Origin of the sequence: Crossiella sp. S99.2, assembly GCF_023094165.1 — a bacterium.
Lineage (GTDB): Bacteria > Actinomycetota > Actinomycetes > Mycobacteriales > Pseudonocardiaceae > Crossiella.
Window position 1 is genome coordinate 138,427 of sequence record NZ_JALMDK010000012.1, and the last position, 25,310, is coordinate 163,736.

The following is a 25,310-nucleotide window of genomic DNA, read 5'->3' on the forward strand; positions in this document are numbered from 1 at the left end:
ACACGGCGCGCACTTCGACCAGGCGACCCCTTGTTGCGAAACAGGCGTGGCGCGCAGCGACACGGCGGGCTCTTCACCGGCGGCGGGGTACCGATTTTTCGCGTTGCCTTGTCGTGGTCTCGACGTATCCGAAGCTTGCTTCGCGTGCGGCGAGGCCACGACGAGGCGACTTAGAGGCGAAAAATCCAGCGCGCGGAGCGCGCCAATAAGATACTGCCCATGTCCGTCGCTGTTCGTGTCATCCCCTGCCTGGACGTTGATCGGGGCCGGGTCGTCAAGGGCGTCAACTTCACCAACCTGGTCGACGCGGGCGACCCGGTGGCGCTGGCCACCGCCTATGACGCCGAACATGCCGACGAACTGACCTTCCTGGACGTCACCGCCTCCTCGGGCAACCGCGAGACCACCTACGACGTGGTCCGGCGCACCGCCGAGCAGGTGTTCATCCCGCTCACCGTCGGCGGCGGCGTGCGCAGTGTCGAGGACGTGGACAAGCTGCTGCGGGCCGGCGCGGACAAGGTCAGCTTCAACACCGCCGCCATCGCCCGCCCCGCACTGCTGCGCGAGGCCGCCGAACGCTTCGGCGCCCAGTGCGTGGTGCTGTCCGTGGACGCCCGCCGGGTGCCCGAAGGCGGCAAACCCACGCCGTCCGGCTTCGAGGTCACCACGCACGGTGGCCGCACCGGCACCGGCATCGACGCCATCGAGTGGTCCGCCCGCGGCCAGGAACTCGGCGTCGGCGAGGTCCTGCTCAACTCGATGGACGCCGACGGCACCAAGGCAGGCTTCGACCTGGAACTGATCCGCGCGGTCCGCAAGGTCATCGACGTGCCGCTGATCGCCAGCGGCGGCGCGGGCGCGGTCGAGCACTTCCCGCCCGCGGTGCAAGCCGGCGCCGACGCGGTGCTCGCCGCCAGCGTCTTCCACTTCGGCCAGCTGCGGATCAGCGAGGTCAAGGACGCCCTGCGCGCCGCGGGGGTGACCGTCCGATGACCAGCCCCCTGGACCCGGCCCTGGCCGCCCGCCTCAAGCGCAACCCCGACGGCCTGGTCTGCGCGGTCGCCCAGCAACGCGGCACCGGCGAGGTGCTCATGGTCGCCTGGATGGACGACGAGGCCCTGCACCGCACGCTGACCACCCGCAAGGCCACCTACTACTCGCGGAGTCGGCAGTCGTACTGGGTGAAGGGGGAGACCTCGGGGCACACCCAGCACGTGCACGAGGTCCGGCTGGACTGCGACGGGGACACCTTGTTGCTGGTGGTGGACCAGGTCGGCGCGGCCTGCCACACGGGGGAGCGGACCTGCTTCGACGCGGATGTGCTCCGCCAAATGGAGGACTGAGCTGGGCCTGTTCAGGGGAGTCGCTGCTACGGTCGCTGGGAGGAGCGATCAAGGGGGGAACCTTGACGGGGAAGCTCGCGGTCAGCGCCGACCAGCTCACCGGAGCCGGCCGGGACCTGCTGGCCTTGGCCGATCAGGCACATCGGGACATCCGCGTCAACAGTGGCGCGCAGGACGGCGATGCGGCCGCGAACACGTCGTTCGCGCTGGCCCAGGCCCTGGCCCAGTGCGAGGACACCTGGTCGCTGGCGCTCACCGGGGTCGCGACCAAGGTCGCCGTGGCAGGGGACAACCTGGAGTTGAACGCGCGGACCTACGCCGAGGCCGAGGCCACCGCGCGCGGTGGGCTGACGCCGCGATGACCACGGTCGAGGAGCTGCGCGAGGCCGAGCCCACGGTGTTCACCCGCGCCGCGCAGCGCTGGCAGGACCTGGCCAAGTCGATGACCACCCGCGCCGAGGAGGCCACCCGGGCGCTGGGCGCGCTGGGGCAGTGGCGCGGGGCGGCGGCGGAGCAGGCCAAGCAGCAGATCAGCGGCCAGCGCACCCGGCTGAGTGACCTCGCGCGGGGCCTCACCGGCATCCCGCCGGTGCTGCGTGACGCGGGCGAGCGCCTGACCCGGCTGCAGGAGATCCTGCGCACCGCGCTGCACACGGCGCACCTGCACCGCCTGCGGGTGTCCAGCGACGGCTACGTCGCCGACGACGCGGTGGTCGTGGCCACCCCGTCCCAGGCGGGCCACCCGAACCGGGCACAACTGTGCGCCGAACTGACCACCACCCTGCGGGACGCCCTCCGGCAGGCCGCCACCGTGGACGCCGAGGCCGCCGCCGCGCTGCGCCGGATCACCCAGGAAGCCACCGGCATGGCGCCGGGCGGCATCCAGGTGTGCACCCCGGTGAGTGGCACCGTCCCGGCCGCGGGCACCTCGCCCGCCGAGGTGAAGAGGTGGTGGGACGGCCTGAGCATCGCCGACCGCGAGTCCCTGCTGGCCACCGACGGAGCCCGGATCGGCGCCCTGGACGGCATTCCGGCCGTGGCGCGGGACCGGGCGAACCGGGTGGTGCTGGCGGGGCTGCAGGCGAGCCTGGGGGAGGAGCGCACGCGGCTGGAGGCCAAGGCGTATCGGACGCCGGATGATGTGAAGCGGTTGGACGAGTTGCGGGGGAAACTCCAGGGCCTGGACGCCATCTCCCAGCGGCTGGCCGCACCGCCCAGCGACCGCCAGCAGCAGCCGTTCCTGCTGCGGGTCAGCGCCGACGGCCAGGGGCGGGCGGTGGTGGCGATGGGCGATCCGGACCGGTCGGCGAACGTGGCCACGCTGGTGCCCGGCACCTTCTCCGGCCTCGCCGGGGGCGGCACCTACCTCAAGCATGCCGATGCCATGGCCAACGCGGCAGCGCGGGCAGGGTCGCCGTCGACCTCGGTGATCAGCTGGATCGGCTATGACGCCCCGCAGAGCCTGGTGCCGGGCGCGGCCCAGGACAGCTACGCCGACAACGCCCGAGCCGACCTGGCCCGGTTCCAGGACGGCCTGCGCGTCACCCACGAGGGCTCGCCATCGCACAACACCGTCGTCGGGCACAGTTACGGCTCCACCGTGGTCGGGCACACTGCCAGGGACCTGGGGATCAAGGCCGATGAGCTGGTCTTCATCGGCAGCCCCGGAGTCGGTGTCGAGCGGGCCGACCAACTGAACATGCCGCCGGACCGGGTGCACGCCAGTGTCGCCGAGCACGACATCATCAAGACCACCAACACCCCGATCCCGGCCGCGGGGCTGCCGCCCAGTGCGCCGGACCCGATGGTGCCGGGGCCGGGGCAGCCGGGGCCGAGGTTGGAGATCGATCCGCATGGCCCCGACCCGGCCAGTCCTGGATTCGGGGGCAAGGTGTTCACGTCCGACCCGGGCACTCGCGGTCCGGACTACCTGGCTGGGCTCAGCCAAGCCGCCCACGGCGAGTACTGGGAAGAGCGCAGCAGCTCACTGCGGAACATGGGGAGGATCATTGCCGGGAAGCCGACGAACTAGGCGCTGGTTCCTCGGCGTGGCCATCGCCGTGGTGGCGGTGCTGGTGGCCGGGGTGGCCGGGTACGTCTACCAGTGGAGCAGGAGAGGGATGCAGCCGACCATCACCGCCGCGGAGGGCGCCCGCCGGGTTGAGGAGTATGTGCGGCAGGCCGCCGCCCACCTGCCTGCCCACGCCCGCCTGGTGAACTCCGGGGGCGAGCAGAAGTTCGACACCGCCCCGTGCGACCCGCCGTCCGACAACGGTCCATCCGGGCGGGTCCAAGTATCGGTCAGCTACCAGATCCACGATCTGGACCCGGCGAAGTTCACCGAGTACTTCGACGCGCTCAAGGCTTTTTGGGGCAGCAACGGCTACACCGTGCTGACTGACTCCCGCCCGAAGGACTGGTACCTGTGGGTGCAACAGGAACCTGATGAATTCCGGTTCAGCCTCGAAGGCAACGACCTCGGCAAGCTCTACCTCGGCGGCGTCTCGCCCTGCCTGTGGCCCAACGGCACCCCGCCGTCCTAACCCGCCCCCAGTTCCCCCGTCAGATACCGCTGCAACGTCGGCGCCACCGCCGCCACCACCGCGTCATGATCCGCCGAGGCCAGCGGCTCCACCTTGATCACGTACCGCATCATCCCCAGCCCAGCGACCTGCGAGCCCACCAGCGCCGCGCGGAACTCCGGCCGGTCCGCCTCGATCGCCCGCGCGATCCGGCCGAACAGGGCGTGCGTGATGAACTCGCGCAGCATGGCCGCGGCGTCGTCGTGGCTGGAGGCGCTGCGCATCAGGGCCACGAACGGGCCGCCGCCGGTCTCATCCCAGACCGTGACGAAACGGCGGACGATGCGGGCGCCGAGTTCCTCCTTGGGGCCGGGGATGACCGTTTCCAGGATTTGTTCCGGGGTGATCGGCATCTGCACGGCGGCGGCGAAGAGGCTTTCCTTGCCGCCGAACCAGTGGTTGACCATCGCCGGGTCGACCTGGGCCCTGGCCGCGATCATCCGCACGGTGGCGCCGTCGTAGCCCTGTTCGGTGAACACCGCCCGTGCGGCGCTCAGCAGCGCCCCCTTGGTGTCCTCGCCCGCGGGGCGGCGCCCGCGTCGTCTGGGTGCAGTGCTCTCGGCCACCGGCACATCATCTACCACCGACCCGGCACAATGTCCCCCATGGTCAGCGCGGTCAGCCCCACAGTCACCAGCACCCGCCCCGGCGGCACGCCGATGGGCGAGATCAGCCCCAGCCGGGAGGAGTTCCGCGAACTCGCCCGCGGCCGCAGGGTGATCCCGGTGGTGCGCCGACTGCTCGCCGACGGCGAGACCCCGCTCGGGGTGTACCGCAAACTCGCCGCCAGCAGGCCCGGCACCTTCCTGTTCGAGTCCGCCGAGAACGGGCGCTCCTGGTCCCGCTGGTCCTTCGTGGGCGTGCGCAGCCCGGCCGCGCTCACCGTGGCCGACGGCGAGGCGGTGTGGACCGGCACGCCGCCGGTGGGCATGCCCAGTGGCGGCGACCCCCTGGTGGCGCTGCGGGAGACCGTCGAGGCGCTGCACACCGATCCGCTGCCCGGACTGCCGCCGCTGACCGGCGGCATGGTCGGCTACCTCGGCTACGACACGGTGCGCCGGCTGGAACGGCTGCCCAGCCTGGCCGCGGCCGACCTGGACATCCCCGAACTGGTCATGCTGCTGGCCACCGACCTGGCCGCGCTGGACCACCACGAGGGCGTCATCACCCTCATCGCCAACGCGGTGAACTGGGACGACACCGACGAGCGGGTGGACGCCGCCTACGACGACGCGGTGGCCCGGCTGGAGGAGATGACCGCGAACCTGTGCACCGCGGCCGCGCCCACCGCCGCGGTCTTCCAGCGCCCGCAGCCGCGGTTCGACCGGCAGCGCACCAGCACCGACTACCGGGCCGCGGTGGAGACCGCCAAGGAGGCCATCCGGGCTGGCGAGGCGTTCCAGATCGTGATCTCGCAACGGTTCGAAGTGGACACTGACGCGGACGCGCTGGACGTCTACCGGGTGCTGCGCACCACCAACCCCAGCCCGTACATGTACCTGCTGCGGCTGGACGGGTTCGACATCGTGGGATCCAGTCCCGAGGCGTTGGTCACAGTCCGGGACGGCAAGGTGACCACCCACCCCATCGCGGGCACCCGCTGGCGCGGCGCCGACGACGAGGAGGACGCGCTGCTGGCCAAGGACCTGCTCTCGGACGAGAAGGAACGCGCCGAGCACCTGATGCTGGTCGACCTGGCCCGCAACGACCTCGGCCGGGTCTGCACGCCCGGCTCGGTGCACGTGGTCGATTTCTTCAGCGTGGAGCGGTACAGCCACGTCATGCACATCGTCTCCGCGGTCACCGGTGAACTGGCCCCCGGCCGCACCGCCTTCGACGCGGTCACCGCCTGCTTCCCGGCAGGCACCCTCTCCGGCGCGCCCAAGCCGAGGGCGATGGAGCTGATCGAGGAACTGGAGCCCAGCCGCCGGGCCCTCTACGGCGGCGTGGTCGGCTACCTCGACTTCGCCGGGGACGCCGACACCGCGATCGCCATCCGCACCGCGCTGATGAAGCAGGGCCGGGCCTACGTGCAGGCCGGCGCGGGCGTGGTGGCCGATTCCGACCCGGTCGCCGAGGACACCGAATGCCTCAACAAGGCCCGCGCGGTGCTGGCCGCGATCGCCACCGCGGAGACCCTGGAGCTGGCCAGTGAGCGCTGAACCAGAGCCCGTCGTCGAGCCCTCCGCGCCGCGGCGGCCGGGTGGCGGTCCACTGTGGACTGTCGTGCTGCTGCTCGCGGTCACCGCCGGTCTGCTCTGGGGCGCCAGTGGACTGGCCGCCGGACTGGCCGCGGCGGCCGGACTGGCCGCCTTCGCGGTGGCCGCGATCGCCGGCGTGCTGGCCGCGGGCGGCTGGTTCCGGCGGGTGCTCGGCGGGATCGTCGCGGTGGTCGCCTGCGGCGGCGCGGTGTTGTTGTGGGACGGCTTCTCCTCGCACTCCGTGGCTGGTTCAGCACTCGCGGTGCTTGGCCTGCTGACCCTGCTGGGCAGTGGGATCCTGGTGCTGGCCAAGGGGCACCGGATGCCGCGGATGGGTGGAAAATATGCCGCGTCAAGCCAGGTCCGCCGATCGGTTGACGCTGATCGTCGCCTGTGGGACAGCCTGGACTCGGGGGCGGATCCCACCCTGCGCGACACCGCCGAAACGACGAACGACCTTGCTACCCAGGGCGGATCTGCCGACCCGATGCCAGAAGCCGACCGGCGGCGGGGTTAGCATCCTTTCGGCGCTTCGGCGCGGCGGGAAGGGGTTTCAAGTGCGGGAGCTTGCGAGCGAGCTGAGGCAAAACGGGGAGTGCGCGTGAGCATCCTGGAGGAGATTGTCGAGGGTGCGCGCGCGGATCTGGCCGTCCGGGAGGCGGAGGTCCCCTTCGAGTTGATCAAGGAACGCGCCCAGTTGGCGCCTGCGGCCAAGGACGTTCTCGCGGCGCTGCGCGCGCCAGGGGTCGGCGTGATCGCGGAGGTCAAGCGGCGCAGTCCGTCCAAGGGCGACCTGGCCGACATCCCGGAGCCGGCCGAGCTGGCCAAGGATTACGCGGCCGGTGGCGCCCGGGTGATCAGCGTGCTGACCGAGGGCCGTCGCTTCGGCGGCTCGCTGGCCGATCTGGCCGCGGTGCGCGCGGTGGTCGATGTTCCGTTGCTGCGCAAGGACTTCATCGTCACCCCGTACCAGGTGCACGAGGCGCGGGCCTACGGCGCGGACATGGTGCTGCTGATCGTGGCGGCGCTGGAGCAGTTCGCGCTGGAGTCGTTGCTGGACCGGGTCGAGTCGCTCGGGATGACCGCGCTGGTCGAGGTGCACACCGCGGAGGAGGCCGACCGCGCGCTGGAGGCCGGGGCCAAGGTGATCGGGATCAACGCCCGCAACCTGCACACCCTGGAAGTCGACCGGGACGTGTTCGGGCGGATCGCGCCCGGCCTGCCCTGGGAGGTCATCAAGATCGCCGAGTCCGGTGTGCGCGGTCCCGGCGACCTGATGGCCTTCGCCGGGGTCGGCGCGGACGCGGTGCTGGTCGGCGAGGGCCTGGTGACCAGTGGCGACCCCAGGGCCGCGGTGACCCAGTTGGTGACCGCGGGATCGCACCCCGCGTGCCCGCGACCCAGTCGCTGAACTCGCTCTAGGAGAGCAAGCACAACATGAGTGTCAACCAGTCCGAACAGCTCGTCGAACACGGCCCGGACGACCGCGGCCACTTCGGCCCCTACGGCGGCCGGTTCATGCCGGAGGCCCTGGTCGCCGCGCTGGACGAGCTGTCAGCGGCCTACGAGTCGGCCAGGGTGGACCCGGAGTTCACCGGCGAGCTGGACCGGTTGCTCAAGGACTACGCGGGCCGCCCGTCCCCGCTCACCGACGCCCCGCGCTTCGGCGAGCACGCGGGCGGCGCGCGGATCCTGCTCAAGCGCGAGGACCTCAACCACACCGGCTCGCACAAGATCAACAATGTGCTGGGCCAGGCGTTGCTGACCAAGCGGATGGGCAAGACCCGGGTGATCGCGGAGACCGGGGCCGGGCAGCATGGGGTGGCCACGGCCACCGCCTGCGCGCTGCTCGGACTGGAATGCCTGGTCTACATGGGCGAGGTCGACACCGAGCGGCAGGCGCTCAACGTGGCCCGGATGCGGCTGCTGGGCGCCGAGGTCATCCCGGTCAAGACGGGGTCGCGCACGCTCAAGGACGCGATCAACGAGGCGCTGCGGGACTGGGTGGCCAACGTCGACCGCACGCACTACCTGCTCGGCACCGCGGCCGGTCCGCACCCGTTCCCGGTGATCGTGCGCAACCTGCACAAGGTCATCGGGCAGGAGTCCAGGGCACAGGTCCTGGAACGCACCGGGAAGCTGCCGGACGTGGTGGCGGCCTGCGTGGGCGGCGGATCCAACGCGATCGGCATCTTCCACGGCTTCATCGACGACCCGGCCGTGCGGCTGGTCGGCCTGGAGCCCGGTGGCGAGGGCCTGGACAGCGGTCGGCACGGCGCCACGCTGTCCGCGGGCAGCCCCGGCGTGCTGCACGGCACCCGGTCCTACCTGCTGCAGGACGAGGACGGGCAGATCACCGAGGCGCACTCGATCTCCGCCGGGCTGGACTACCCGGGGGTCGGGCCGGAGCACTCCTGGCTCAAGGACATCGGGCGGGCCGAGTACCGGCCGGTCACCGACGCCGAGGCGATGGCGGCCTTCCAGCTGCTCTGCCGCACCGAGGGCATCATCCCGGCCATCGAGTCCGCGCACGCGCTGGCCGGCGCGCTCAAGCTCGGCCGGGAACTCGGACCCGAGGGCACCATCCTGGTGTGCCTGTCCGGGCGCGGGGACAAGGACGTGCACACCGCGTCGAAGTGGTTCGGCCTGGTCGGAGAGGACGCCTGATGTCGCGGCTCGCCCCGCTGTTCGAGACCTGCCGCGGTGAAGGTCGCGCGGCCCTGGTCGGCTACCTGCCCGCGGGCTACCCCACGGTCGCCGAGGGCACCGCGCTGCTCTCGGCGATGATCGACGGCGGCTGCGACCTGGTCGAGGTCGGCCTGCCGCACTCCGACCCGGTGATGGACGGCCCCACCGTCGAGGCCGCCGCGCACCAGGCGCTGCGCAACGGCTTCCGGGTCCGGGACCTGTTCCCCACGGTCGAAGCGCTGGCCGCCAAGGGTGGTCGCGCGGTGGTCATGACCTACTGGAACCCGGTGCACCGCTACGGCGTGGACGCCTTCGCCCGCGACCTGGCCGCCGCCGGTGGCCTGGGCGTGATCACCCCCGACCTGATCCCGGACGAGGCCGAGGACTGGCTGGCCGCCGCCGAGACACACGACCTGGACCGGATCTTCCTGGTCGCCCCGGCCTCCACCGACGAACGCCTGGTCCGTGCGGCCAAGGCCAGCCGGGGATTCCTCTACGCCGCCTCCACCATGGGCGTCACCGGCGCCAGGGAGACGGTCAGCAGCATGGCCCCGGCCCTGGTCGGCCGCCTCCGGCAGCACACCGACATCCCGGTCGGCGTCGGCCTGGGCGTGCGCTCCGGCGCGCAGGCGGCCGAGGTGGCGGCGTTCGCGGACGCGGTCATCGTCGGCTCGGCCTTCGTCTCGGCGACGGCTCGTGGCGAACAGGGCGTGCGTGACCTGGCCGGGGAACTCGCCGCGGGAGTGCGGTCGGCGGTCGTGACCGGCGCGTGATCGGCAGTTCCCCTCCCAGCACACCGTGAGCTGACGCCGGGGGGCTACGGTGTGGCCTGTGACTGGCGCGACGCTGACCGCACTGATGGCCGATTCCTCGGCCTTCCTGGCGACCATCCCCAGCCCTGACCGCGGCGTGTGGCAGCTCGGGCCGTTCCCGTTGCGTGCCTACGCCCTGTGCATCATCGCGGGCATCGTCATCGCGATCTGGTGGGGCGAACGCCGCCTCATCGCCCGCGGCGGCGAGTCCGGCACGGTGGTGGACGTCGCGGTGTACGCGGTGCCCTTCGGGCTCGTCGGCGGCAGGCTGTACCACGTGGCCACGGACTGGCCCAAGTACTTCGGCCCCGACGGCAACCCGATCGAGGCCCTCTACATCTGGAACGGCGGCCTGGGCATCTGGGGCGCCATCGCCCTGGGTGCGGTCGGCGCGCTGATCGGCTGCCGCCGCCGAGGCGTCCCGCTGGCGGTCTTCGCCGACGCGGTCGCCCCCGGCATCGTGGTCGCCCAGGCGGTAGGCCGCCTCGGCAACTGGTTCAACCAGGAACTCTTCGGCGGCCCCACCGACCTGCCCTGGGGCCTGGAGATCTACCGCCGCATCGACCCGGAAACCGGCCTGCCCGACGCGCTGGGCGGCGTCGCCGTCGACCACACCCCCATCGCGGTCGTGCACCCCACGTTCCTCTACGAACTGATCTGGAACCTGGGCGTGGCCCTGCTGCTGGTCTGGGCCGACCGCAAGTTCCGGCTCGGCCACGGCCGCGTCTTCGCCCTCTACGTCGCGGGCTACACCCTGGGCCGCTTCTGGATCGAGATCATGCGCACCGACACCGCCACCCTGGTGTTCGGCGTCCGGATCAACGTCATCGTCAGCGCCGTGGTCTTCCTGGGCGCCCTCGCCTATCTGCTCCTGGTCCGCGGCAAACGCGAAGACCCAGCCGACTGGCGCCAGGACCCCGCCCCGGACGAGGACGACCCCACCAAGCCCACCCCCGAAGGCGAAGAACCCCCCGCAGGCCTGGGCCCCAAGCCCGAGGAAGCCAAGGTCCCCGCGGAGCAAGCCCCCGCGGACCCGGCACCCCGCAAGGAAGACCCCAAACCCGAAGCCTGACCCGCCCACAACGGCCAACCAGGCGTACGACAACGGCCAACACTCCGGCAGGGCTTGAAACCCCGCCGGCGTGTTGGCCGTTCTGGTACGCCTCGTTGGCCGTTGTCGTCACCGAGGACGGCGGGATTCGGGCCGCGCGCACTGCCCGTGATTCGAAATCCGCCAGGTCCGAGTCGATCTCGGCGGCGTAGTGGACATCAGTGCCCGCCGCCGCGGCCTAGTATCGATCCTCATGCGGATCCTCGTAGTGGAGGACGACGACCGGGTGGCGCGCGGGCTGGTGACCGCGTTGCAGCACGCCGGCTACGAAGTCCTCCGCGCCGCCACCGCGGCCGCCGCGCTGCAGGCGGCCCCGGCTGATGTGGTGCTGCTCGACCTCGGCCTGCCCGACGCCGACGGGCTGGACGTGCTGCGCAAACTCCGGCAACGCGAAGGCACCGCGGTCATCGCGGTCACCGCGCGCAGCGAGGAACGCGAACGCGTGCTCGGCCTGCGCAGCGGCGCCGACGACTACGTGGTCAAACCCTTCGGCACCGCCGAGCTGCTGGCCCGGATCGAGGCCGTGCTGCGCCGCACCAGGGCCGCCCGCGCGGACAGCGAGGAGCACGAGGTGATGGAGGTCGGCCCGCTGCGGCTGGACCTCGGCTCGCGCACTGCCACCGTCTCCGGCGAGCAGATCACGCTCACCCGCAAGGAGTTCGACGTGCTCGCCCTGCTCGCCGCCCGGCCGGGCAGCGTGGTCAGCCGGGACCGCATCCTGGACCAGGTCTGGCACGCCAGCTGGGAGGCCCGCTCCCGCAGCCTGGACACCCACATCGCCACCCTGCGCGGCAAGCTCGGCCCGTTCGTGCGCATCGAGACCGTGCGCGGCGTCGGCTACCGCATGGCCCGGTAGGGGGCCGGGGTGCTCCGCCGACTGCTCGCGGTGCTGGTGCCGTTGCTGGTGGCGATGGCCGCCGCCTTCGGGGTGCCACTGGCCGCCGCGATCGGCCAGCAGGAGACCCAGTCGGTCTACCTGGACCGGCTCAGCGACGCCAGCCGGTTCGCCGCGCTCGCCGAGAACGTGCTCGCGCTGGACCGCACCGCCCCGCTGCAGGATGAACTGACCCGCTACCACCGGCTCTACAACATCCCCGCCGTGCTGGTCGACCCCGGCGGCAACGTGATGCTGCCCGCCGACACCCCCATCGACCTCAACACCCCCGGCGTGCGCGAGGGCCTGAGCGTGGCCTTCGCCGGCTACCGCCCCAACCCGCCGGGCGTGGTCTGGCCCTGGCAGACCACCCCGCTGGTCGTGGTCGAACCGGTCGGCCGGGACAGCCAGGTGGTGGCCGCCGTGGTCACCGTGTCCCCCTCGGACAGCCTGCGCCACCAGATCGTCAACACCTGGCTGCTGCTCGCGCTCAACGGCCTGGTCCCGCTGCTCGCCCTGATCGGCGCCGCCTGGCCGGTCTCGCGCTGGATCCTGCGCCCCATCCGCCGCCTGGACGAGGTCACCGCCCGGGTCGCCAGCGGCCGCCTGGACGCCCGCGCCGACGTGCACGGACCACCCGAACTGCGCACCCTGGCCAGCTCCTTCAACACCATGGTCGACGTGGTCGGCCGGGCCCTGCGCAGGCAACGGGACTTCGTCGCCGACGCCTCCCACCAGCTACGCAACCCCCTGGCCAGCCTGCGCCTGGCGGTGGAGAACCTGGAACCGCACCTGCCCGACGAACCCGCCCGCCAGGCCCACCAGCTCGCGGTGGAGGAGGCCGAGGAGATGGGCCGGGTGCTGGACGCCCTGCTCGCCGCCACCCGGCTGGACAGCGCCGCCGCGGCCGAACCGGTCGAGCTGGACGAACTCGTCGCCGCGCACGAACCGGCCTGGCAGGCCAACGCGCAACGCGCCGCGATCCGGCTGCGCCTGGACATCCCCGAGGGCCTGCGCGTGCTCGAACCACCCGGCGGGCTGGGCAGTGTGCTGGACGAACTGGTCGGCAACGCGATCCGGCTCTCCGGCGGCACCAGGGTCCGGGTCTGGGCCCGGCACGACGACCCGGCCGAGCGCACCGAGGACGGCCACGTGGAACTGCACGTCATCGACGACGGCGTCGGCCTGGACGAAGCCGAGCTTTCCGTCGCGCTGCACCGGTTCTGGCGCTCGCCCAAGCACCAGAACATCTCCGGCACCGGCCTCGGCCTGGCCATCTGCAGCGAACTGGTCACCTCGGCCGGTGGCGAGTTCCGGCTGCACCAGGCGCACCCGCACGGCCTGGACGTGGCCATCCGGCTGCCGGTCGCGCCGGCCGAACAGCTCTTCGACCCCACCGACCCGGCCGACGGCCGCCCCGACGGCGAGCGCAAGCACCTGTCCCGCCCGCCGGTGGCCCGGCCCGACGACGAGGACGACCCGCCGCCGCCCAACAGCCTGCCCGCGGGCATCTGACCCGGCCCGCGACCGGCCTCAGACCAGGCGCTTGTACTCCCGGAACCAGGCCGCCGCGCCCGGGTGCAGCGGCACCGGCCCGGTGGCGATCCCGGTGCTGCGGTTGATCCGCCGCGCCTCCGGATGGTTGATCGCGATCGAGTCGGCCTGGGAGAACACCGTGTTGGCCACGATCTTCACCACCTCCGCGGGCAGATCCTCCCTGGCCACCAGCAGGTTGGGCACCGACACGGTGCGGGCAGGCTGGACGTAGGAGCCGTAGGTGGTCTTCGGGATGGTCGCCGGCACGTAGGCCGAGGAGTCGCCGCTGGCCAGCACCTCCGCCTGCTCGGCCAGCGGCACCAGCCGGATCGCCACCTGCCGCCGGATCATCTCGCTGATCGCCGGGGTCGGGATGCCGGTGAGGGTGAAGAAGGCGTCGATCGTGCCCTCCTCCAGCTGCTTGGCCGCCTCGGACTGGGTCAGCCGCACCTCGTTGAAGTTCAGCCCGGCGATCCGGCGCAACTTCTCCACCGTGTACTCGGTGCCCGAGCCCGCCGCGCCGATCGCCACCCGCAGTCCCGGCAGGTCCTTCGCGGTGCGCACCTTGGAGTTGTTGAGCACCACCAGGTGCAGGAAGCTGTCGTAGAGCCGCCCGACCGCGCTCACCCCGAGCACCGGGCTGGTCTGCCTGGCCAGCATGGCATCCAGCGAGACGAAGCCGAGCTGGGCCTGGTTGGTGCTGAGCAGCGTCAGGTTCTCCACCGACGCGCCGCTGGCCCGGGTGCGCACCGCGGTGCGCTGGAGGTACTTCTGCAGCTCGTCGGCCAGCGCGCCGCCGATCTCCCGGTACACCGCGCCCGGCGGCCCGGTGGCCAGCACCAATTCGGGCAGATCGGGCAGGGTGTTGGGCGTGCAACCGCCCACGGTGGCGGTCACCAGCGCGCCGGCTCCGCCGAGCAACAGCGCGCGGCGGGTCAGCGCTGGATGCGGCATCCTCACAGGCTAGTCCGTCAGGATGAACCGGGCACGCATACTACGGGCCGGCGCTGTTCTGGTAACGGCCTTATCACCGCGCCCGGAAATTTGTCAGGACAGTCTCAAGTTTCGCCCGGGTCGCTTGCCGGTGAACTTCTCCGGTCACGAGCATTCGGCGCGGACAAGGACCAATGTCGAGGAGGACATGTTGGCAACGACCGCTGCCGGGGGGCGAACGCGGAAGCCGATCTATCGGCACCTCTACTTCTGGGTGCTGGTCTCGATCGCGGCGGGGATCCTGGTCGGGATCCTGTTCCCCGCGCAGGCAGCCGGGCTGAAGTGGCTCGCGGACCTGTTCATCAACCTGGTGAAGATGGTCATCGCGCCCACGATCTTCTGCACGATCGTCGTCGGCATCGCGGGGCTGGGCAACCTCGCCAAGGCGGGCGGCCTGGCACTGCGCACCATCATGTACTTCATCGTGATGACGCTGATCGCGCTGGTGATCGGCATGATCGTGGTGAACATCCTGCAGCCGGGCGTCGGCCTGGACATGCAGCCCAGCGCCGCCGACCTCAAGGCGGGCGCGGACGCACAGAAGAAGGCGGCCGGCACCGAGGGCTTCACCGGGTTCATCCTGCACCTGGTCCCGGAGTCCTTCGTCGGCGCGTTCACCGGCGGCCAGCTGATCCAGGTGCTGGTGCTCGCGGTGCTGGTCGCGGTCGCGATCGGCATGATGGGCGAACGCGGCGCCAAGGCCCTGCAGGCGCTGGACACCATCGCCAAGATCATGTTCGGCGTCATCAAGATCGTCATGTACGCGGCGCCGATCGGCGCCTTCGGCGGCATGGCCTACACGATCGGCACCAACGGCGCGAAGGTGCTGACCTCGCTGGCGTTCCTGATGATCGCCTTCTACCTGACCTGTGTGCTGTTCATCATCCTGGTGCTCGGCGGCGTGGCGAAACTGGCCGGGTTCAACATCTTCCGGTTCATCCGCTTCATCAAGGACGAGCTGCTGATCGTGCTGGGCACCTCCTCCAGTGAGGCGGTGCTGCCCCGGATGCTGGTCAAACTGGAGGCCGCGGGCGCGCAGAAGTCGGTGGTCGGCCTGACTATCCCGACCGGCTACTCGTTCAACCTGGACGGCACCTGCATCTACCTGACCATGGGCGCCCTGTTCATCGCCCAGGCCACCGGGGCGCACCTGCCACTGTGGACCCAGATCGGCCTGCTGCTGTTCATGCTGCTCTCCAGCAAGGGCGCGGCAGGCGTCACCGGAGCCGGCCTGGTCACCCTGGCCGCCTCCCTGGTCGCCTTCCAGAACGTCATCCCCGAGGCCAGCATCGGTATCGCCCTGATCGCCGGCATCGACCGCTTCATGTCCGAAGCGAGAGCCCTCACCAACCTGATCGGCAACGGCGTGGGCACCCTGGTGGTCGCCAGGTGGCAGAACGCGCTGGACCGGGAACAGCTGGACCGGGTGCTCCGCGATCCGTCCCTGGTGGACATGGACGAGCTGATGAAGATCGAGAACGGCGTGGGCGAGAAGAAGGACAAGGCGGAGAGTTCTTCTTAGCGCCTGCTTCCGCTGGTAATCGCACTGAGGCCGTGGGCCGGGTTCGCGTTTCGCGAGTCCGGCCCACGGCGCTTTTGTGTCGGAGCGTGATCGGTTGTGTGGGTGCGGTGACGGTATATCGGGTAAGTTGCCCTTGCTGACTTCATTCCAGAGGGGGGAATGCGGGTGGGCTCGTGATCTTCTTCCAGGGTCAGCAAGTGCCGCCGCGCCAAGTGTGGATCTGGGCACCGCTGGCCCGCCGGTCACGCTGGCGCAGTTTCCAGCTCAGCGTGCCGTTCTTCGTCGCCGCGGTTGTGTTGGGCAGCGCGATCCCGGTGCTGGGCGAGCAGGTCTTCGTCGGCAAAGCCGGGCTCGACTTCGTCACGTTCTTCCTCGGCCGGCGCCTGTACCCCCGCCCCGACCTCTGACTCACCCCGCCCGCACCGGCGTCACCACCCGGCTGCCATCCGGCGCCGTCAGCACCTCCGCCCGCGCGCCGTAATGCCGCGAAACCCGTTCCGCCGTCAGCACTTCCGCCGGTGTCCCGGCCGCGACCACCCGCCCGCCGTCCAGCATCAGCAGCTGATCCGCGTACTGCCCGGCCAGCGTCAGATCGTGCAGGGTGCTCACCACCGTCGTGCCGTCCGCCAGCCGCAGCCGGTCCACCAGGTCCAGTAGCGACTGCGCGTGCCCGATGTCCAGCCCGGTCGTCGGCTCGTCCAGCAACAGCAACCCGGCCTGCTGCGCCAGCACCCTGGCCAGCACCGCGCGCTGGCGCTCGCCGCCGGAGAGTGTCGGGAGTGGACGGTCGGCCAGGTGGGTGAGGTCAAGGCGGGCAAGGACATCCGCGACCAGGGTCAGGTCCGCAGGGCCTTCGCGGGCCAGGAAGCCCAGGTGCGGAGTTCGGCCGAGCAGGGCGTAGTCGGTGACGGTGAGGCCCTCGGGCAGGGTCGGGGTTTGGGGGGCGTAACCGATCCGGCGGGCCCGGGCGCGGTTGGTCAGCGCGGTCACGGGGGTGCCGGCCAGGGTGATGGCGCCGGTGTGCGGGACGGCGTTGGCGACCGCCTTGAGCAGAGTGGATTTGCCCGCGCCGTTGGGGCCGATCACCGCCAGCCAACTGCCCTGGGGAACCGCGACCGTGACGTCGGCTACCGCGATCCGCCCGTGGTAACCCGCGGACACCTGGTTGATCTCCAGCATCAGACCCTCCGGGAGCGGCGCAGCACGACGGCGAAGAACGGGGCGCCGGTGAAGGCCGTGATGACGCCGATGGGCAGCTCGCCCGGTGCGATCACGGTGCGGGCCACCATGTCGGCCAGCACCACGAAGCTCGCGCCGCCCAGCAACGACAACGGCACCAGCACCCGGTAGCTGCCCGCGACCAGCAACCTGACCACGTGCGGCACCACGATCCCGACGAAGCCGATCAGTCCGCTCACCGACACCGCCGCGGCGGTGGCCAGGGACGCGGCGCCCAGCACGATCAGCCGGACCCGGCGCGGGTGCAGGCCCAGCGCGGCCGCCTCCTCATCACCCACGCCCAGCACGTCCAGCAGCCTGCCGCTGACGCACAGCACGAAGCTGGACAGGGCGATGTAGGGCAGCACCACCAGGACCTGGGACCAGCCGGCGCCGCCCAGGCCGCCGAGCATCCAGGTGTAGATGGTGCGCAGGCTGTCCACGTCCAGGGTTTGCACGAAGGTCTGCAGCGCGGTGAGGAACGCGGCCACCGCCACCCCGGCCAGCACCAGGGTCGCGGTGCCCGGACCGGCCGAGCGGCCCAGTGCCCAGGTCAGGCCGACGCCGAGCACCGCGCCGGCGAAGGCGGCGATGGGCAGTGCGCCCAGGCCGGTGCTGAAGGTGGGCACCGCGAACACGGCCAGGGTGGCGCCCAGGCCCGCGCCGGCCGCCGCGCCCAGCAGGTACGGGTCGGCCAGGGGGTTGCGGAAGACGCCCTGGAAGGCGGCGCCGGAGGAGGCCAGGGCAGCGCCGACCAGGCAGGCCAGCACCACCCTTGGCACCCGCAGCTCCCACAGGATCGCGGCCTCGCGCGCGGACAGCGGTGACACCCCGCCGGTGAGCTGGGCGAGGATCTCGCCCAGCACCCGTTGCCAGCCCAGGTCGATCGCGCCGAGCAGCACCGCGAGGGTCACCACCGCCAGCAACAGCAGCAGGGTGAGCGCCAGGTGGGTGAACCGGAGCCGGGTGGGGACAGCGGCGGCGGTCACTTCTTCCCGGCTGCGGTCACGGCCTGGGACACGGTGCGCACCAGGTCGACTACCCGCGGTCCCCAGCGGGAGGCGATGTCGTCGTCCAGGGCCACCACGCCGCCCTCGCGCACCGCGGGCACCGTCGACCAGCCCGGCCGTCCGCCCACCGCGGCCGCGTTCTGGCCGCAGCAGCGCACATCGGCCAGGAAGATCAGCCGCGGTGCGGCGTTGACCACCTGCTCGGCGGAGAGCTGCGGGTAGCCGCTGCCCGTCTTGTCCGCCGCGTCGGCGATGTTGGCCAGGCCGAACTGGGCGTAGATCTGACCGATGAAGGTCTTGGAGGTCACGGTGTAGAAGGTCGGATCCAGCTCGTGGTAGTACTTCAGCCCCTCGGCCGGCCGCGGCGTTTCCCGGACCAGCTTGCTGATCTCGCCCTTCATCTTGTTCACCACGTCGTTGGCCGGGGTGCCCTGCCCGGTGGCCTGACCCAGGATGCTGATCTGCCCGTACGCCTCGTCCAGGGTCTTGGCCGCGGGCAGCAGCAGCACCGGGATCTTCAGCTTCTCCAGCCCGGCCACCACGCCCTCGACGTCGTTGGAGGCGATCACCAGGTCCGGCTGGTGCCCGGCGATGGCCTCCACATTGGGCTTGAAGCCGGACAGCGTGGTCTTGGGCGCCTCGGCCGGGAAGTTGGACTGGTCGTCCACGGCCACCACCTGCTTGCCCGCCCCGATCGCGAACAGGCTCTCGGTGCTGGTCGGGTTCAGCGAGACGATCCGCTCCGGCCGCTTGGTCAGGGTGAGCGGTTTGCCGCCCGGCGCGGCCACTTCCACCGGGAACGGCGCCTCCGCCGCGCCCGAAGTTTGGCTGGGGGCGGGATCGGGAACCCGGCTCGCGCACCCGCCAACGAGGGCGATGGCGCTGACGGCGATGAGTGCTGCGCGGAAACCACGGGGAAGTCGCATCGAGTCCTCTGCGGTCGATCGGGTGAAAACTGCCCGGGACGTTACCGCTGTGTTCCGCTCCGTACCCAGGGAAGCACCAGGACACGCGTACTGTTGGGTCTGCGGCTATGTCGCACGGAGCAGGTAAATCGTTACGGCGCAATGACGGACATCACCCTAGGAGGGGTGTTTCCAGGTTTCCTGCCTGTTACAGTCCGGATTACCTGTCGCTACCGGCGCGTACGCCCCGGTGCGGCCTCGCGGGCCACCGTCGTCCCGTGCCCAGCATTCCACCACCTGAGCACGGAACACGACGAGGGAGGTCTCAGCGTGATCTTCTCCGCCATCCCCGCCCAGCAGGGCTTGTACGACCCGGCCGACGAACGAGACGCCTGCGGTGTCGCCATGGTCGCCGACATCCAGGGCCGCCGTTCGCACGGGATCGTGATCGACGCCCTGACGGCGCTGGCGAACCTCGAACACCGCGGCGCCGCCGGCGCCGAGCCCACGAGCGGGGACGGGGCAGGCATTCTGTTGCAGCTACCCGATGAGCTGCTGCGCGCCGAGTGCGCGAACCTGCCGGAACCGGCCCCCTCCGGCGATCACACCTACGCCGCGGGCATCGCGTTCCTGCCTGCCGAGGACGACCTGCGGGTCAAGGCGGTCGCGCTGATCGAACGGATCGCGGCCGAGGAGGGCCTGCGGGTGCTCGGCTGGCGCGAGGTGCCGGTCAGCCCGGAGGCGGCAGGCGTCGGACCGACCGCGCTGTCGGTGATGCCGCACTTCTCGATGCTGCTGGTGACCGCGGCCGAACCGGGCGCCGACGGCCGATGTCGGGCCGGCGTGGAGCTGGACCGCCTCGCCTTCGCGCTGCGCAAGCGCGCCGAGCACGAGAGCGAGCAGGAGGGCTGCGGTGTGTACTTCCCGTCGCTGTCCGCCCGCACGCTGGTGTACAAGGGAATGCTCACCACCGCGCAGCTTCCCGCGTTCTTCCTCGACCTGACCGACACCCGGCTGGCCAGCGCGATCGCGTTGGTGCACAGCAGGTTCTCCACCAACACCTTCCCCTCGTGGCCGCTGGCGCACCCGTTCCGGTTCGTCGCGCACAACGGTGAGATCAACACCATCCGCGGCAACCGCAACCGCATGCGCGCCCGCGAGGCCCTGCTGGAAAGCGACCTCATCCCCGGCGACCTGAGCAGGCTCTACCCGATCTGCACCGGCGACGGCTCGGACTCCGCCTCCTTCGACGAGGTCCTCGAACTGCTGCACCTGGGCGGCCGCACCCTGCCGCACGCGGTGCTGATGATGGTCCCCGAGGCGTGGGAGAACCACGCCACCATGGACCCGGCCCGCCGCTCCTTCTACCAGTTCCACGCCAGCCTGATGGAACCCTGGGACGGCCCGGCCTGCGTCACCTTCACCGACGGCACCCTGGTCGGCGCGGTGCTCGACCGCAACGGCCTGCGCCCGGCCCGCTGGTGGCAGACCGCCGACGGCCGGGTGGTGCTGGCCTCCGAGACCGGTGTGCTCGACGTGCCGGCCGATCAGGTGGTGGCCAAGGGCCGGCTGCGGCCGGGCCGGATGTTCCTGGTGGACACCGCGGCCGGGCGGATCGTGGACGACAACGAGGTGAAGTCCGACCTCGCCGCCGGCCTGCCCTATGACGAATGGCTGCACGCCGGCCTGCTCAACCTGGCCGACCTGCCCGACCGCGAACACGTGGTGCAGAGCCACGAATCCGTGGTGCGCCGCCAGCTCACCTTCGGCTACACCGAGGAAGAGCTGCGCGTGCTGCTCACCCCGATGGCGGTCAGCGGGCTGGAACCGTTGGGCTCCATGGGATCGGACACCCCGATCGCAGCGATGTCGCAGCGTTCCCGGATGCTCTACGACTACTTCGCCCAGCACTTCGCGCAGGTCACCAACCCGCCCCTGGACGCCATCCGGGAGGAGATCGTCACCTCGGTCGCCCGGGTGATGGGCCCCGAGCGCAACCTGCTCGACCCCGGCCCCTCCTCCTGCCGGCACATCCAGCTGCCGTACCCGGTCATCGACAACGACGAGCTGGCCAAGCTCATCCACGTCAACGACGACGGCGACCTGCCCGGCTTCGCCTGCGCAGTCCTCAGTGGACTGTACGAAGTGGACGGTGGCGCGGACGCGCTGGCCGCCGCGGTCGAACGGGTCCGCAGGGAAGCCTCGGAGGCCATCGCCAACGGCGCGCGCATCCTGGTGCTCTCCGACCGGGACTCCGACCACCGGCTGGCCCCGATCCCGTCCCTGCTGCTGGTCTCCGCGGTGCACCACCACCTGGTGCGCACCAAGGAGCGGCTGCGGGTGGCGCTGGTGGTCGAGTCCGGCGACGCCCGCGAGGTGCACCACATCGCGCTGCTGCTGGGCTACGGCGCGGCCGCGGTCAACCCGTACCTGGCCTTCGAGACCATCGAGGACATGGTCAACCGCGGCGCGGTGACCGGCATCGAGGGCCGCAAGGCGGTGCGCAACTACGTGAGCGCGCTGGTCAAGGGCGTGCTCAAGGTGATGTCCAAGATGGGCATCTCCACCGTGGGCGCCTACACCGCCGCACAGGTCTTCGAGGCGGTCGGCCTGGCCACCGACGTGGTCGCCGAGTACTTCGTGGGCACCGCCTCCAAGCTCGGCGGCGTCGGCCTGGACGTGCTCGCCGCCGAAGTGGCGCAACGACATCGGCTGGCCTACCCGGACAATCCGACCGACCGCGCGCACCGCGGCCTGCCGGTGGGCGGCGAGTACTTCTACCGCCGCGAGGGCGAGCTGCACCTGTTCAACCCGGAGACGGTGTTCCTGCTCCAGCACGCCACCAAGACCCGGCAGTACGACGTCTATCGGCGCTACACCGCCGAATGCGACCGCCTGGCGGCCGAGGGCGGCGCGCTGCGCGGCCTGTTCGAGGTGCGCGACCAGGACCGCAAACCGGTGCCGATCGAGGAGGTCGAACCGGCCAGCGCGATCGTCAAGCGGTTCAACACCGGCGCGATGTCCTACGGCTCGATCTCGGCCGAGGCGCACGAAACCCTCGCGGTGGCGATGAACCGGCTCGGCGGACGCTCCAACAGCGGTGAGGGCGGCGAGGACCCCGAGCGCCTCTACGACCCGGCGCGGCGCTCCGCGGTCAAGCAGGTCGCCAGCGGCCGGTTCGGTGTCACCAGCGAATATCTGGTCAACAGCACCGACATCCAGATCAAGATGGCCCAGGGCGCCAAGCCCGGCGAGGGCGGTCAGCTGCCCGGGTACAAGGTGTACCCGTGGATCGCGCGCACCCGGCACTCCACGCCGGGGGTCTCGCTGATCTCGCCGCCGCCGCACCACGACATCTACTCCATCGAGGACCTGGCCCAGCTCATCCACGACCTGAAGAACGCCAACGAGCAGGCGCGGGTGCACGTCAAGCTGGTCAGCGAGGTCGGCATCGGCACCGTGGCCGCGGGTGTGGCCAAGGCGCACGCGGACGTCATCCTGGTCTCCGGCCACGACGGCGGCACCGGCGCCTCCCCGCTCACCTCGCTCAAGCACTGCGGCACGCCCTGGGAGATCGGGCTGGCCGAGGCGCAGCAGACGTTGGTGCTCAACGGTTTGCGCGACCGGATCACCCTGCAGGTGGACGGCGCGATGAAGACCGGGCGGGACGTGCTGGTCGCCGCGCTGCTCGGCGCGGAGGAGTTCGGCTTCGCCACCGCGCCGCTGATCGTGGCCGGTTGCGTGATGATGCGGGTCTGCCATCTGGACACCTGTCCGGTCGGTGTGGCCACGCAGAACCCGGAGCTGCGCAAGCGGTACACCGGCAAGGCCGAGTTCGTGGAGAACTTCTTCTACTTCGTCGCCGAAGAGGTCCGCGAATACCTTGCCGCCCTTGGCTTCCGTACTCTGGACGAGGCCATCGGGCACGCCGAGCTGCTCGGCCGGGACCAGGCCATCGAGCACTGGAAGGCCGCCGGCCTGGACCTGTCGCCGATCTTCGAGGTCGTCGAGGGCCCGCAGGGCAGCGCCAAGCGCCGGGTCCGCGATCAGGACCACGGCCTGGACAAAGCACTGGACCGCACCCTGATCCAGCTCGCCGAGGCGGCACTGGAGGACGCGCACCCGGTGCGGCTGGAACTGCCGGTGCGCAACGTCAACCGCACCGTGGGCACCCTGCTCGGCTCCGAGGTCACCCGCCGCTTCGGCGGCTCCGGCCTGCCGGACGGGACCATCCACATCAGACTGGACGGCTCCGCCGGTCAGTCCCTCGGCGCGTTCCTGCCCGCCGGGATCACCATCGAGATGGTCGGCGACACCAACGACTACGTCGGCAAGGGCCTCTCCGGCGGCCGGATCATCGTGCGCCCGCACGACGACGCGCCGTTCCGGGCCGAGCTGCAGGTGATCGCGGGCAACGTGATCGGCTACGGCGCCACCGGCGGCGAGATCTTCCTGCGCGGCCAGGTCGGCGAACGCTTCTGCGTGCGCAACTCCGGGGCCACCGCGGTGGCCGAGGGCGCGGGCGACCACGCCTTCGAGTACATGACCGGCGGCCGGGCCGTGGTGCTCGGGCCGACCGGCCGCAACGTGGCCGCCGGCATGTCCGGTGGCATCGCCTTCGTGCTGGACCTGGATCCAGTGAAGGTCAACACCGCGATGGTGGAACTCCAGCGGCCCAACGCGGATGACCTCCGCTGGCTGCGGGAGACCGTCGCGAAGCACCACCAGCTCACCGGATCCACGGTGGCGGCGTCGCTGCTCGGGGACTGGCCGCGCCGCTCGGCGGCGTTCACCAAGGTCATGCCCAGCGACTACCAGCGAGTCCTCGAAGCGGTGCGGATCGCGCGCGCCGAGGGTCGCGATGTGGACGAGGCGATCATGGAGGCTTCCCGTGGCTGACCCGAACGGATTCCTGAAGCACGCCCGCACCGAACCGGCCAAGCGCCCCGCCGGCGAGCGGACCGCGGACTGGCACGAGGTGTACGCCGAGGTGGAGCCGAAGGTCCGCGAGGACCAGGTGCGCACCCAGGCGACCCGCTGCATGGACTGCGGGATCCCCTTCTGCCACAGCGGTTCCGCCGGTTGCCCGCTGGGCAACCTGATCCCGGAGTGGAACGACCTGGTGCGTCGAGGCGACTGGGCCCAGGCCGGGGATCGCTTGCACGGCACCAACAACTTCCCCGAGTTCACCGGCAGGCTCTGCCCCGCCCCCTGCGAGTCCGCCTGCGTGCTCGCCATCTCGCCGCTCTCCGGCGGCGCGGTGGCGATCAAGCGGGTGGAACAGGCCATCGCGGACCAGGTGTGGGAGATGGGCACGGTCGGCCCGAACCCGCCGTCGGTGCACTCCGGCAAGAAGGTCGCCGTGGTCGGCTCCGGCCCCGCCGGCCTGGCCGCCGCCCAGCAACTCACCAGGGCGGGCCACGAGGTCACCGTGTACGAGCGGGACGACCGCCTCGGCGGCCTGCTCCGCTACGGCATCCCCGAGTTCAAGATGGAAAAGCGGGTCCTGGACCGCCGCCTGTCCCAGTTGCGTGCCGAGGGCACCAAGTTCATCACCAACTGCGAGGTCGGCGTAGACCTGACCATCGAGCAACTCCGCGCCGAGTTCGACGCCGTGGTGCTCGCCGTCGGCGCCCTGCGCGGCCGCGACGCCCCGGACATCCCCGGCCGGAACCTGGCCGGCGTCCACCTGGCGATGGAACACCTGGTGCCGGCCAACAAGTTCTGCGAAGGCGACGGCCCCACGCACATCGACGCCGCCGGCAAGCACGTGGTCATCATCGGTGGCGGCGACACCGCAGCGGACTGCCTGGGCACGGCACACCGCCAGGGCGCCGCGGGCGTGCTCCAACTCGACCAGTACCCCATGCCGCCCACCACCCGCGACGAGGACCGCTCCCCGTGGCCGGTCTGGCCCGTGGTTCTGCACACCTACCCAGCCCACGACGAGGGCGGCGAACGCAAGTTCGCGGTGGCCGTGGAGGCATTCGTGGACAACGGCGAAGGCCAGGTCCGCGCGGTCCGCCTGCGCAAGGTCCGGGTGGAGAAGGACGCCGAAGGCCGCCGCGCGGTCATCCCCGTCTCCGACGAGGTCGAAGAACTCCCCTGCGACCTGGCCCTGCTGGCCATCGGCTTCGAGGGCGTGGAACACATGCCCCTGCTGCCCGGCCTGGGCATCGAGCTGAACAAACGCGGCTCGATCTCCTGCGGCTCCGACTGGCAGACCGACGCCCCCGGCGTCTTCGTCTGCGGCGACGCCCACCGCGGCGCGTCCCTGGTGGTCTGGGCAATCGCCGAGGGCCGTTCAGCCGCCCACGCGGTGGACAGCTTCCTCACCGGCGCCAGCACCCTCCCGTCCCCAGTCCGCCCCAACCTGGTCCCCCTCGCGGTCCGCTGACCCGCCGTTGTCGTACGCCGAGTTGGCCAAACTCGTACGGGTAGTTGGCCATACTGGGCGTACGACTTGGGCCAAGTCGACCGGATCGGGTCGTGTCGGGGGTCGGTCGTAGGCTGCC

At 71.2% G+C, this 25,310-nt stretch carries 22 protein-coding genes; 17 read left to right on the forward strand and 5 right to left on the reverse strand.

What is annotated here, in order from left to right:
* Nucleotides 1-219 precede the first annotated feature (219 nt).
* The 5 genes from hisF to MZC64_RS36040 all read left to right on the forward strand — a co-directional run bounded on the left by hisF (nucleotide 220) and on the right by MZC64_RS36040 (nucleotide 3,886).
* Nucleotides 220-993, forward strand: coding sequence for an imidazole glycerol phosphate synthase subunit HisF (hisF, locus tag MZC64_RS36020; protein ID WP_247760323.1), 774 nt, complete (start codon nucleotides 220-222; stop codon nucleotides 991-993).
* Nucleotides 990-1,343, forward strand: coding sequence for a phosphoribosyl-AMP cyclohydrolase (hisI, locus tag MZC64_RS36025; protein ID WP_247760322.1), 354 nt, complete (start codon nucleotides 990-992; stop codon nucleotides 1,341-1,343). The genes hisF and hisI overlap by 4 nt, the downstream gene beginning before the upstream one ends.
* A gap of 62 nt (nucleotides 1,344-1,405) precedes the next feature.
* Nucleotides 1,406-1,705 carry a hypothetical protein gene (locus tag MZC64_RS36030; RefSeq protein ID WP_247760321.1) on the forward strand — a complete coding sequence of 100 codons (300 nt, stop codon included), beginning with the start codon at nucleotides 1,406-1,408 and terminating at the stop codon, nucleotides 1,703-1,705.
* On the forward strand, nucleotides 1,702-3,375 hold the full coding sequence (locus MZC64_RS36035) for an alpha/beta hydrolase (RefSeq protein WP_247760320.1): 1,674 nt from the start codon (nucleotides 1,702-1,704) through the stop codon (nucleotides 3,373-3,375). Before MZC64_RS36030 ends, MZC64_RS36035 begins: the two co-directional genes overlap by 4 nt.
* Before the next feature lie 16 nt (nucleotides 3,376-3,391).
* Nucleotides 3,392-3,886 carry a hypothetical protein gene (locus MZC64_RS36040; protein ID WP_247760319.1) on the forward strand — a complete coding sequence of 165 codons (495 nt, stop codon included), beginning with the start codon at nucleotides 3,392-3,394 and terminating at the stop codon, nucleotides 3,884-3,886.
* Here the strand turns inward: MZC64_RS36040 and MZC64_RS36045 are convergent.
* Nucleotides 3,883-4,497: a TetR family transcriptional regulator gene (locus MZC64_RS36045; RefSeq protein WP_247760862.1), complete on the reverse strand. Its 615-nt coding sequence runs from the start codon at nucleotides 4,495-4,497 to the stop codon at nucleotides 3,883-3,885. The two genes, MZC64_RS36040 and MZC64_RS36045, sit on opposite strands and share 4 nt — an antisense overlap.
* Nucleotides 4,498-4,530: 33 nt before the next feature.
* Here MZC64_RS36045 and MZC64_RS36050 point away from each other — a divergent pair, with 33 nt between their 5' ends.
* From MZC64_RS36050 to MZC64_RS36085, 8 genes are all read left to right on the forward strand, one after another.
* Entirely contained in the window at nucleotides 4,531-6,087 is a 1,557-nt protein-coding gene (locus MZC64_RS36050; RefSeq protein ID WP_247760318.1) for an anthranilate synthase component I, read from the forward strand.
* Nucleotides 6,077-6,643, forward strand: a complete 567-nt coding sequence (locus MZC64_RS48950; protein WP_247760317.1) for a Trp biosynthesis-associated membrane protein — start codon at nucleotides 6,077-6,079, stop codon at nucleotides 6,641-6,643. Before MZC64_RS36050 ends, MZC64_RS48950 begins: the two co-directional genes overlap by 11 nt.
* A gap of 84 nt (nucleotides 6,644-6,727) precedes the next feature.
* Nucleotides 6,728-7,537, forward strand: a complete 810-nt coding sequence (gene trpC / locus MZC64_RS36060) for an indole-3-glycerol phosphate synthase TrpC (protein WP_247760316.1) — start codon at nucleotides 6,728-6,730, stop codon at nucleotides 7,535-7,537.
* 26 nt (nucleotides 7,538-7,563) lie between these two features.
* Nucleotides 7,564-8,793, forward strand: coding sequence for a tryptophan synthase subunit beta (gene trpB / locus MZC64_RS36065; RefSeq protein ID WP_247760315.1), 1,230 nt, complete (start codon nucleotides 7,564-7,566; stop codon nucleotides 8,791-8,793).
* Nucleotides 8,793-9,587 carry a tryptophan synthase subunit alpha gene (gene trpA, locus MZC64_RS36070; protein WP_247760314.1) on the forward strand — a complete coding sequence of 265 codons (795 nt, stop codon included), beginning with the start codon at nucleotides 8,793-8,795 and terminating at the stop codon, nucleotides 9,585-9,587. The genes trpB and trpA overlap by 1 nt, the downstream gene beginning before the upstream one ends.
* Nucleotides 9,588-9,672: 85 nt before the next feature.
* Nucleotides 9,673-10,698, forward strand: coding sequence for a prolipoprotein diacylglyceryl transferase (gene lgt / locus MZC64_RS36075; protein WP_247760861.1), 1,026 nt, complete (start codon nucleotides 9,673-9,675; stop codon nucleotides 10,696-10,698).
* 232 nt (nucleotides 10,699-10,930) lie between these two features.
* Nucleotides 10,931-11,593: a response regulator transcription factor gene (locus tag MZC64_RS36080; protein WP_185008462.1), complete on the forward strand. Its 663-nt coding sequence runs from the start codon at nucleotides 10,931-10,933 to the stop codon at nucleotides 11,591-11,593.
* A 9-nt stretch (nucleotides 11,594-11,602) separates the two neighbouring features.
* Nucleotides 11,603-13,126 (forward strand): HAMP domain-containing sensor histidine kinase, encoded by a 1,524-nt coding sequence (locus tag MZC64_RS36085; RefSeq protein WP_247760313.1) that lies wholly within the window; start codon nucleotides 11,603-11,605, stop codon nucleotides 13,124-13,126.
* 18 nt (nucleotides 13,127-13,144) lie between these two features.
* On the opposite strand, the gene MZC64_RS36090 is transcribed toward MZC64_RS36085, so the two are convergent.
* The gene (locus MZC64_RS36090; RefSeq protein ID WP_247760312.1) at nucleotides 13,145-14,101 is read right to left on the reverse strand and encodes a TAXI family TRAP transporter solute-binding subunit; all 957 of its coding nucleotides are present in this window, start codon (nucleotides 14,099-14,101) and stop codon (nucleotides 13,145-13,147) included.
* A 187-nt stretch (nucleotides 14,102-14,288) separates the two neighbouring features.
* Between MZC64_RS36090 and dctA the strand changes: the two genes are divergently transcribed.
* Both dctA and MZC64_RS36100 read left to right on the forward strand, forming a co-directional pair.
* Nucleotides 14,289-15,662: a C4-dicarboxylate transporter DctA gene (dctA, locus tag MZC64_RS36095; protein ID WP_247760311.1), complete on the forward strand. Its 1,374-nt coding sequence runs from the start codon at nucleotides 14,289-14,291 to the stop codon at nucleotides 15,660-15,662.
* Between the two features lie 173 nt (nucleotides 15,663-15,835).
* Nucleotides 15,836-16,069 carry a hypothetical protein gene (locus MZC64_RS36100; protein WP_247760310.1) on the forward strand — a complete coding sequence of 78 codons (234 nt, stop codon included), beginning with the start codon at nucleotides 15,836-15,838 and terminating at the stop codon, nucleotides 16,067-16,069.
* 1 nt (nucleotide 16,070) lies between these two features.
* Here MZC64_RS36100 and MZC64_RS36105 read toward each other — a convergent pair whose 3' ends face one another.
* The 3 genes from MZC64_RS36105 to MZC64_RS36115 are packed head-to-tail and all read right to left on the reverse strand — an operon-like array spanning nucleotide 16,071 to nucleotide 18,816.
* The gene (locus tag MZC64_RS36105; protein WP_247760309.1) at nucleotides 16,071-16,841 is read right to left on the reverse strand and encodes an ABC transporter ATP-binding protein; all 771 of its coding nucleotides are present in this window, start codon (nucleotides 16,839-16,841) and stop codon (nucleotides 16,071-16,073) included.
* The gene (locus tag MZC64_RS36110; protein WP_247760308.1) at nucleotides 16,841-17,869 is read right to left on the reverse strand and encodes an iron ABC transporter permease; all 1,029 of its coding nucleotides are present in this window, start codon (nucleotides 17,867-17,869) and stop codon (nucleotides 16,841-16,843) included. Before MZC64_RS36110 ends, MZC64_RS36105 begins: the two co-directional genes overlap by 1 nt.
* Complete coding sequence (locus MZC64_RS36115) at nucleotides 17,866-18,816, reverse strand: ABC transporter substrate-binding protein (RefSeq protein WP_247760307.1); 951 nt, start codon at nucleotides 18,814-18,816, stop codon at nucleotides 17,866-17,868. Before MZC64_RS36115 ends, MZC64_RS36110 begins: the two co-directional genes overlap by 4 nt.
* A 309-nt stretch (nucleotides 18,817-19,125) precedes the next feature.
* Here MZC64_RS36115 and gltB point away from each other — a divergent pair, with 309 nt between their 5' ends.
* On the forward strand, nucleotides 19,126-23,694 hold the full coding sequence (gene gltB, locus MZC64_RS36120; RefSeq protein WP_247760306.1) for a glutamate synthase large subunit: 4,569 nt from the start codon (nucleotides 19,126-19,128) through the stop codon (nucleotides 23,692-23,694).
* Complete coding sequence (locus MZC64_RS36125) at nucleotides 23,687-25,192, forward strand: glutamate synthase subunit beta (protein WP_247760305.1); 1,506 nt, start codon at nucleotides 23,687-23,689, stop codon at nucleotides 25,190-25,192. The genes gltB and MZC64_RS36125 overlap by 8 nt, the downstream gene beginning before the upstream one ends.
* Nucleotides 25,193-25,310 lie beyond the last annotated feature (118 nt).

Bases quoted from the DNA above. Each gene is read 5' to 3' on its own strand.
- trpB (WP_247760315.1), top strand. From the start codon at position 7,564: ATGAGTGTCAACCAGTCCGAACAGCTCGTCGAACACGGCCCGGACGAC.
- MZC64_RS36090 (WP_247760312.1), bottom strand. From the start codon at position 14,101: ATGCCGCATCCAGCGCTGACCCGCCGCGCGCTGTTGCTCGGCGGAGCC.
- hisF (WP_247760323.1), top strand. From the start codon at position 220: ATGTCCGTCGCTGTTCGTGTCATCCCCTGCCTGGACGTTGATCGGGGC.
- dctA (WP_247760311.1), top strand. From the start codon at position 14,289: ATGTTGGCAACGACCGCTGCCGGGGGGCGAACGCGGAAGCCGATCTAT.
- MZC64_RS36115 (WP_247760307.1), bottom strand. From the start codon at position 18,816: ATGCGACTTCCCCGTGGTTTCCGCGCAGCACTCATCGCCGTCAGCGCC.
- MZC64_RS36080 (WP_185008462.1), top strand. From the start codon at position 10,931: ATGCGGATCCTCGTAGTGGAGGACGACGACCGGGTGGCGCGCGGGCTG.
- lgt (WP_247760861.1), top strand. From the start codon at position 9,673: ATGGCCGATTCCTCGGCCTTCCTGGCGACCATCCCCAGCCCTGACCGC.
- MZC64_RS36035 (WP_247760320.1), top strand. From the start codon at position 1,702: ATGACCACGGTCGAGGAGCTGCGCGAGGCCGAGCCCACGGTGTTCACC.
- MZC64_RS36105 (WP_247760309.1), bottom strand. From the start codon at position 16,841: ATGCTGGAGATCAACCAGGTGTCCGCGGGTTACCACGGGCGGATCGCG.
- MZC64_RS36050 (WP_247760318.1), top strand. From the start codon at position 4,531: ATGGTCAGCGCGGTCAGCCCCACAGTCACCAGCACCCGCCCCGGCGGC.
- trpA (WP_247760314.1), top strand. From the start codon at position 8,793: ATGTCGCGGCTCGCCCCGCTGTTCGAGACCTGCCGCGGTGAAGGTCGC.
- hisI (WP_247760322.1), top strand. From the start codon at position 990: ATGACCAGCCCCCTGGACCCGGCCCTGGCCGCCCGCCTCAAGCGCAAC.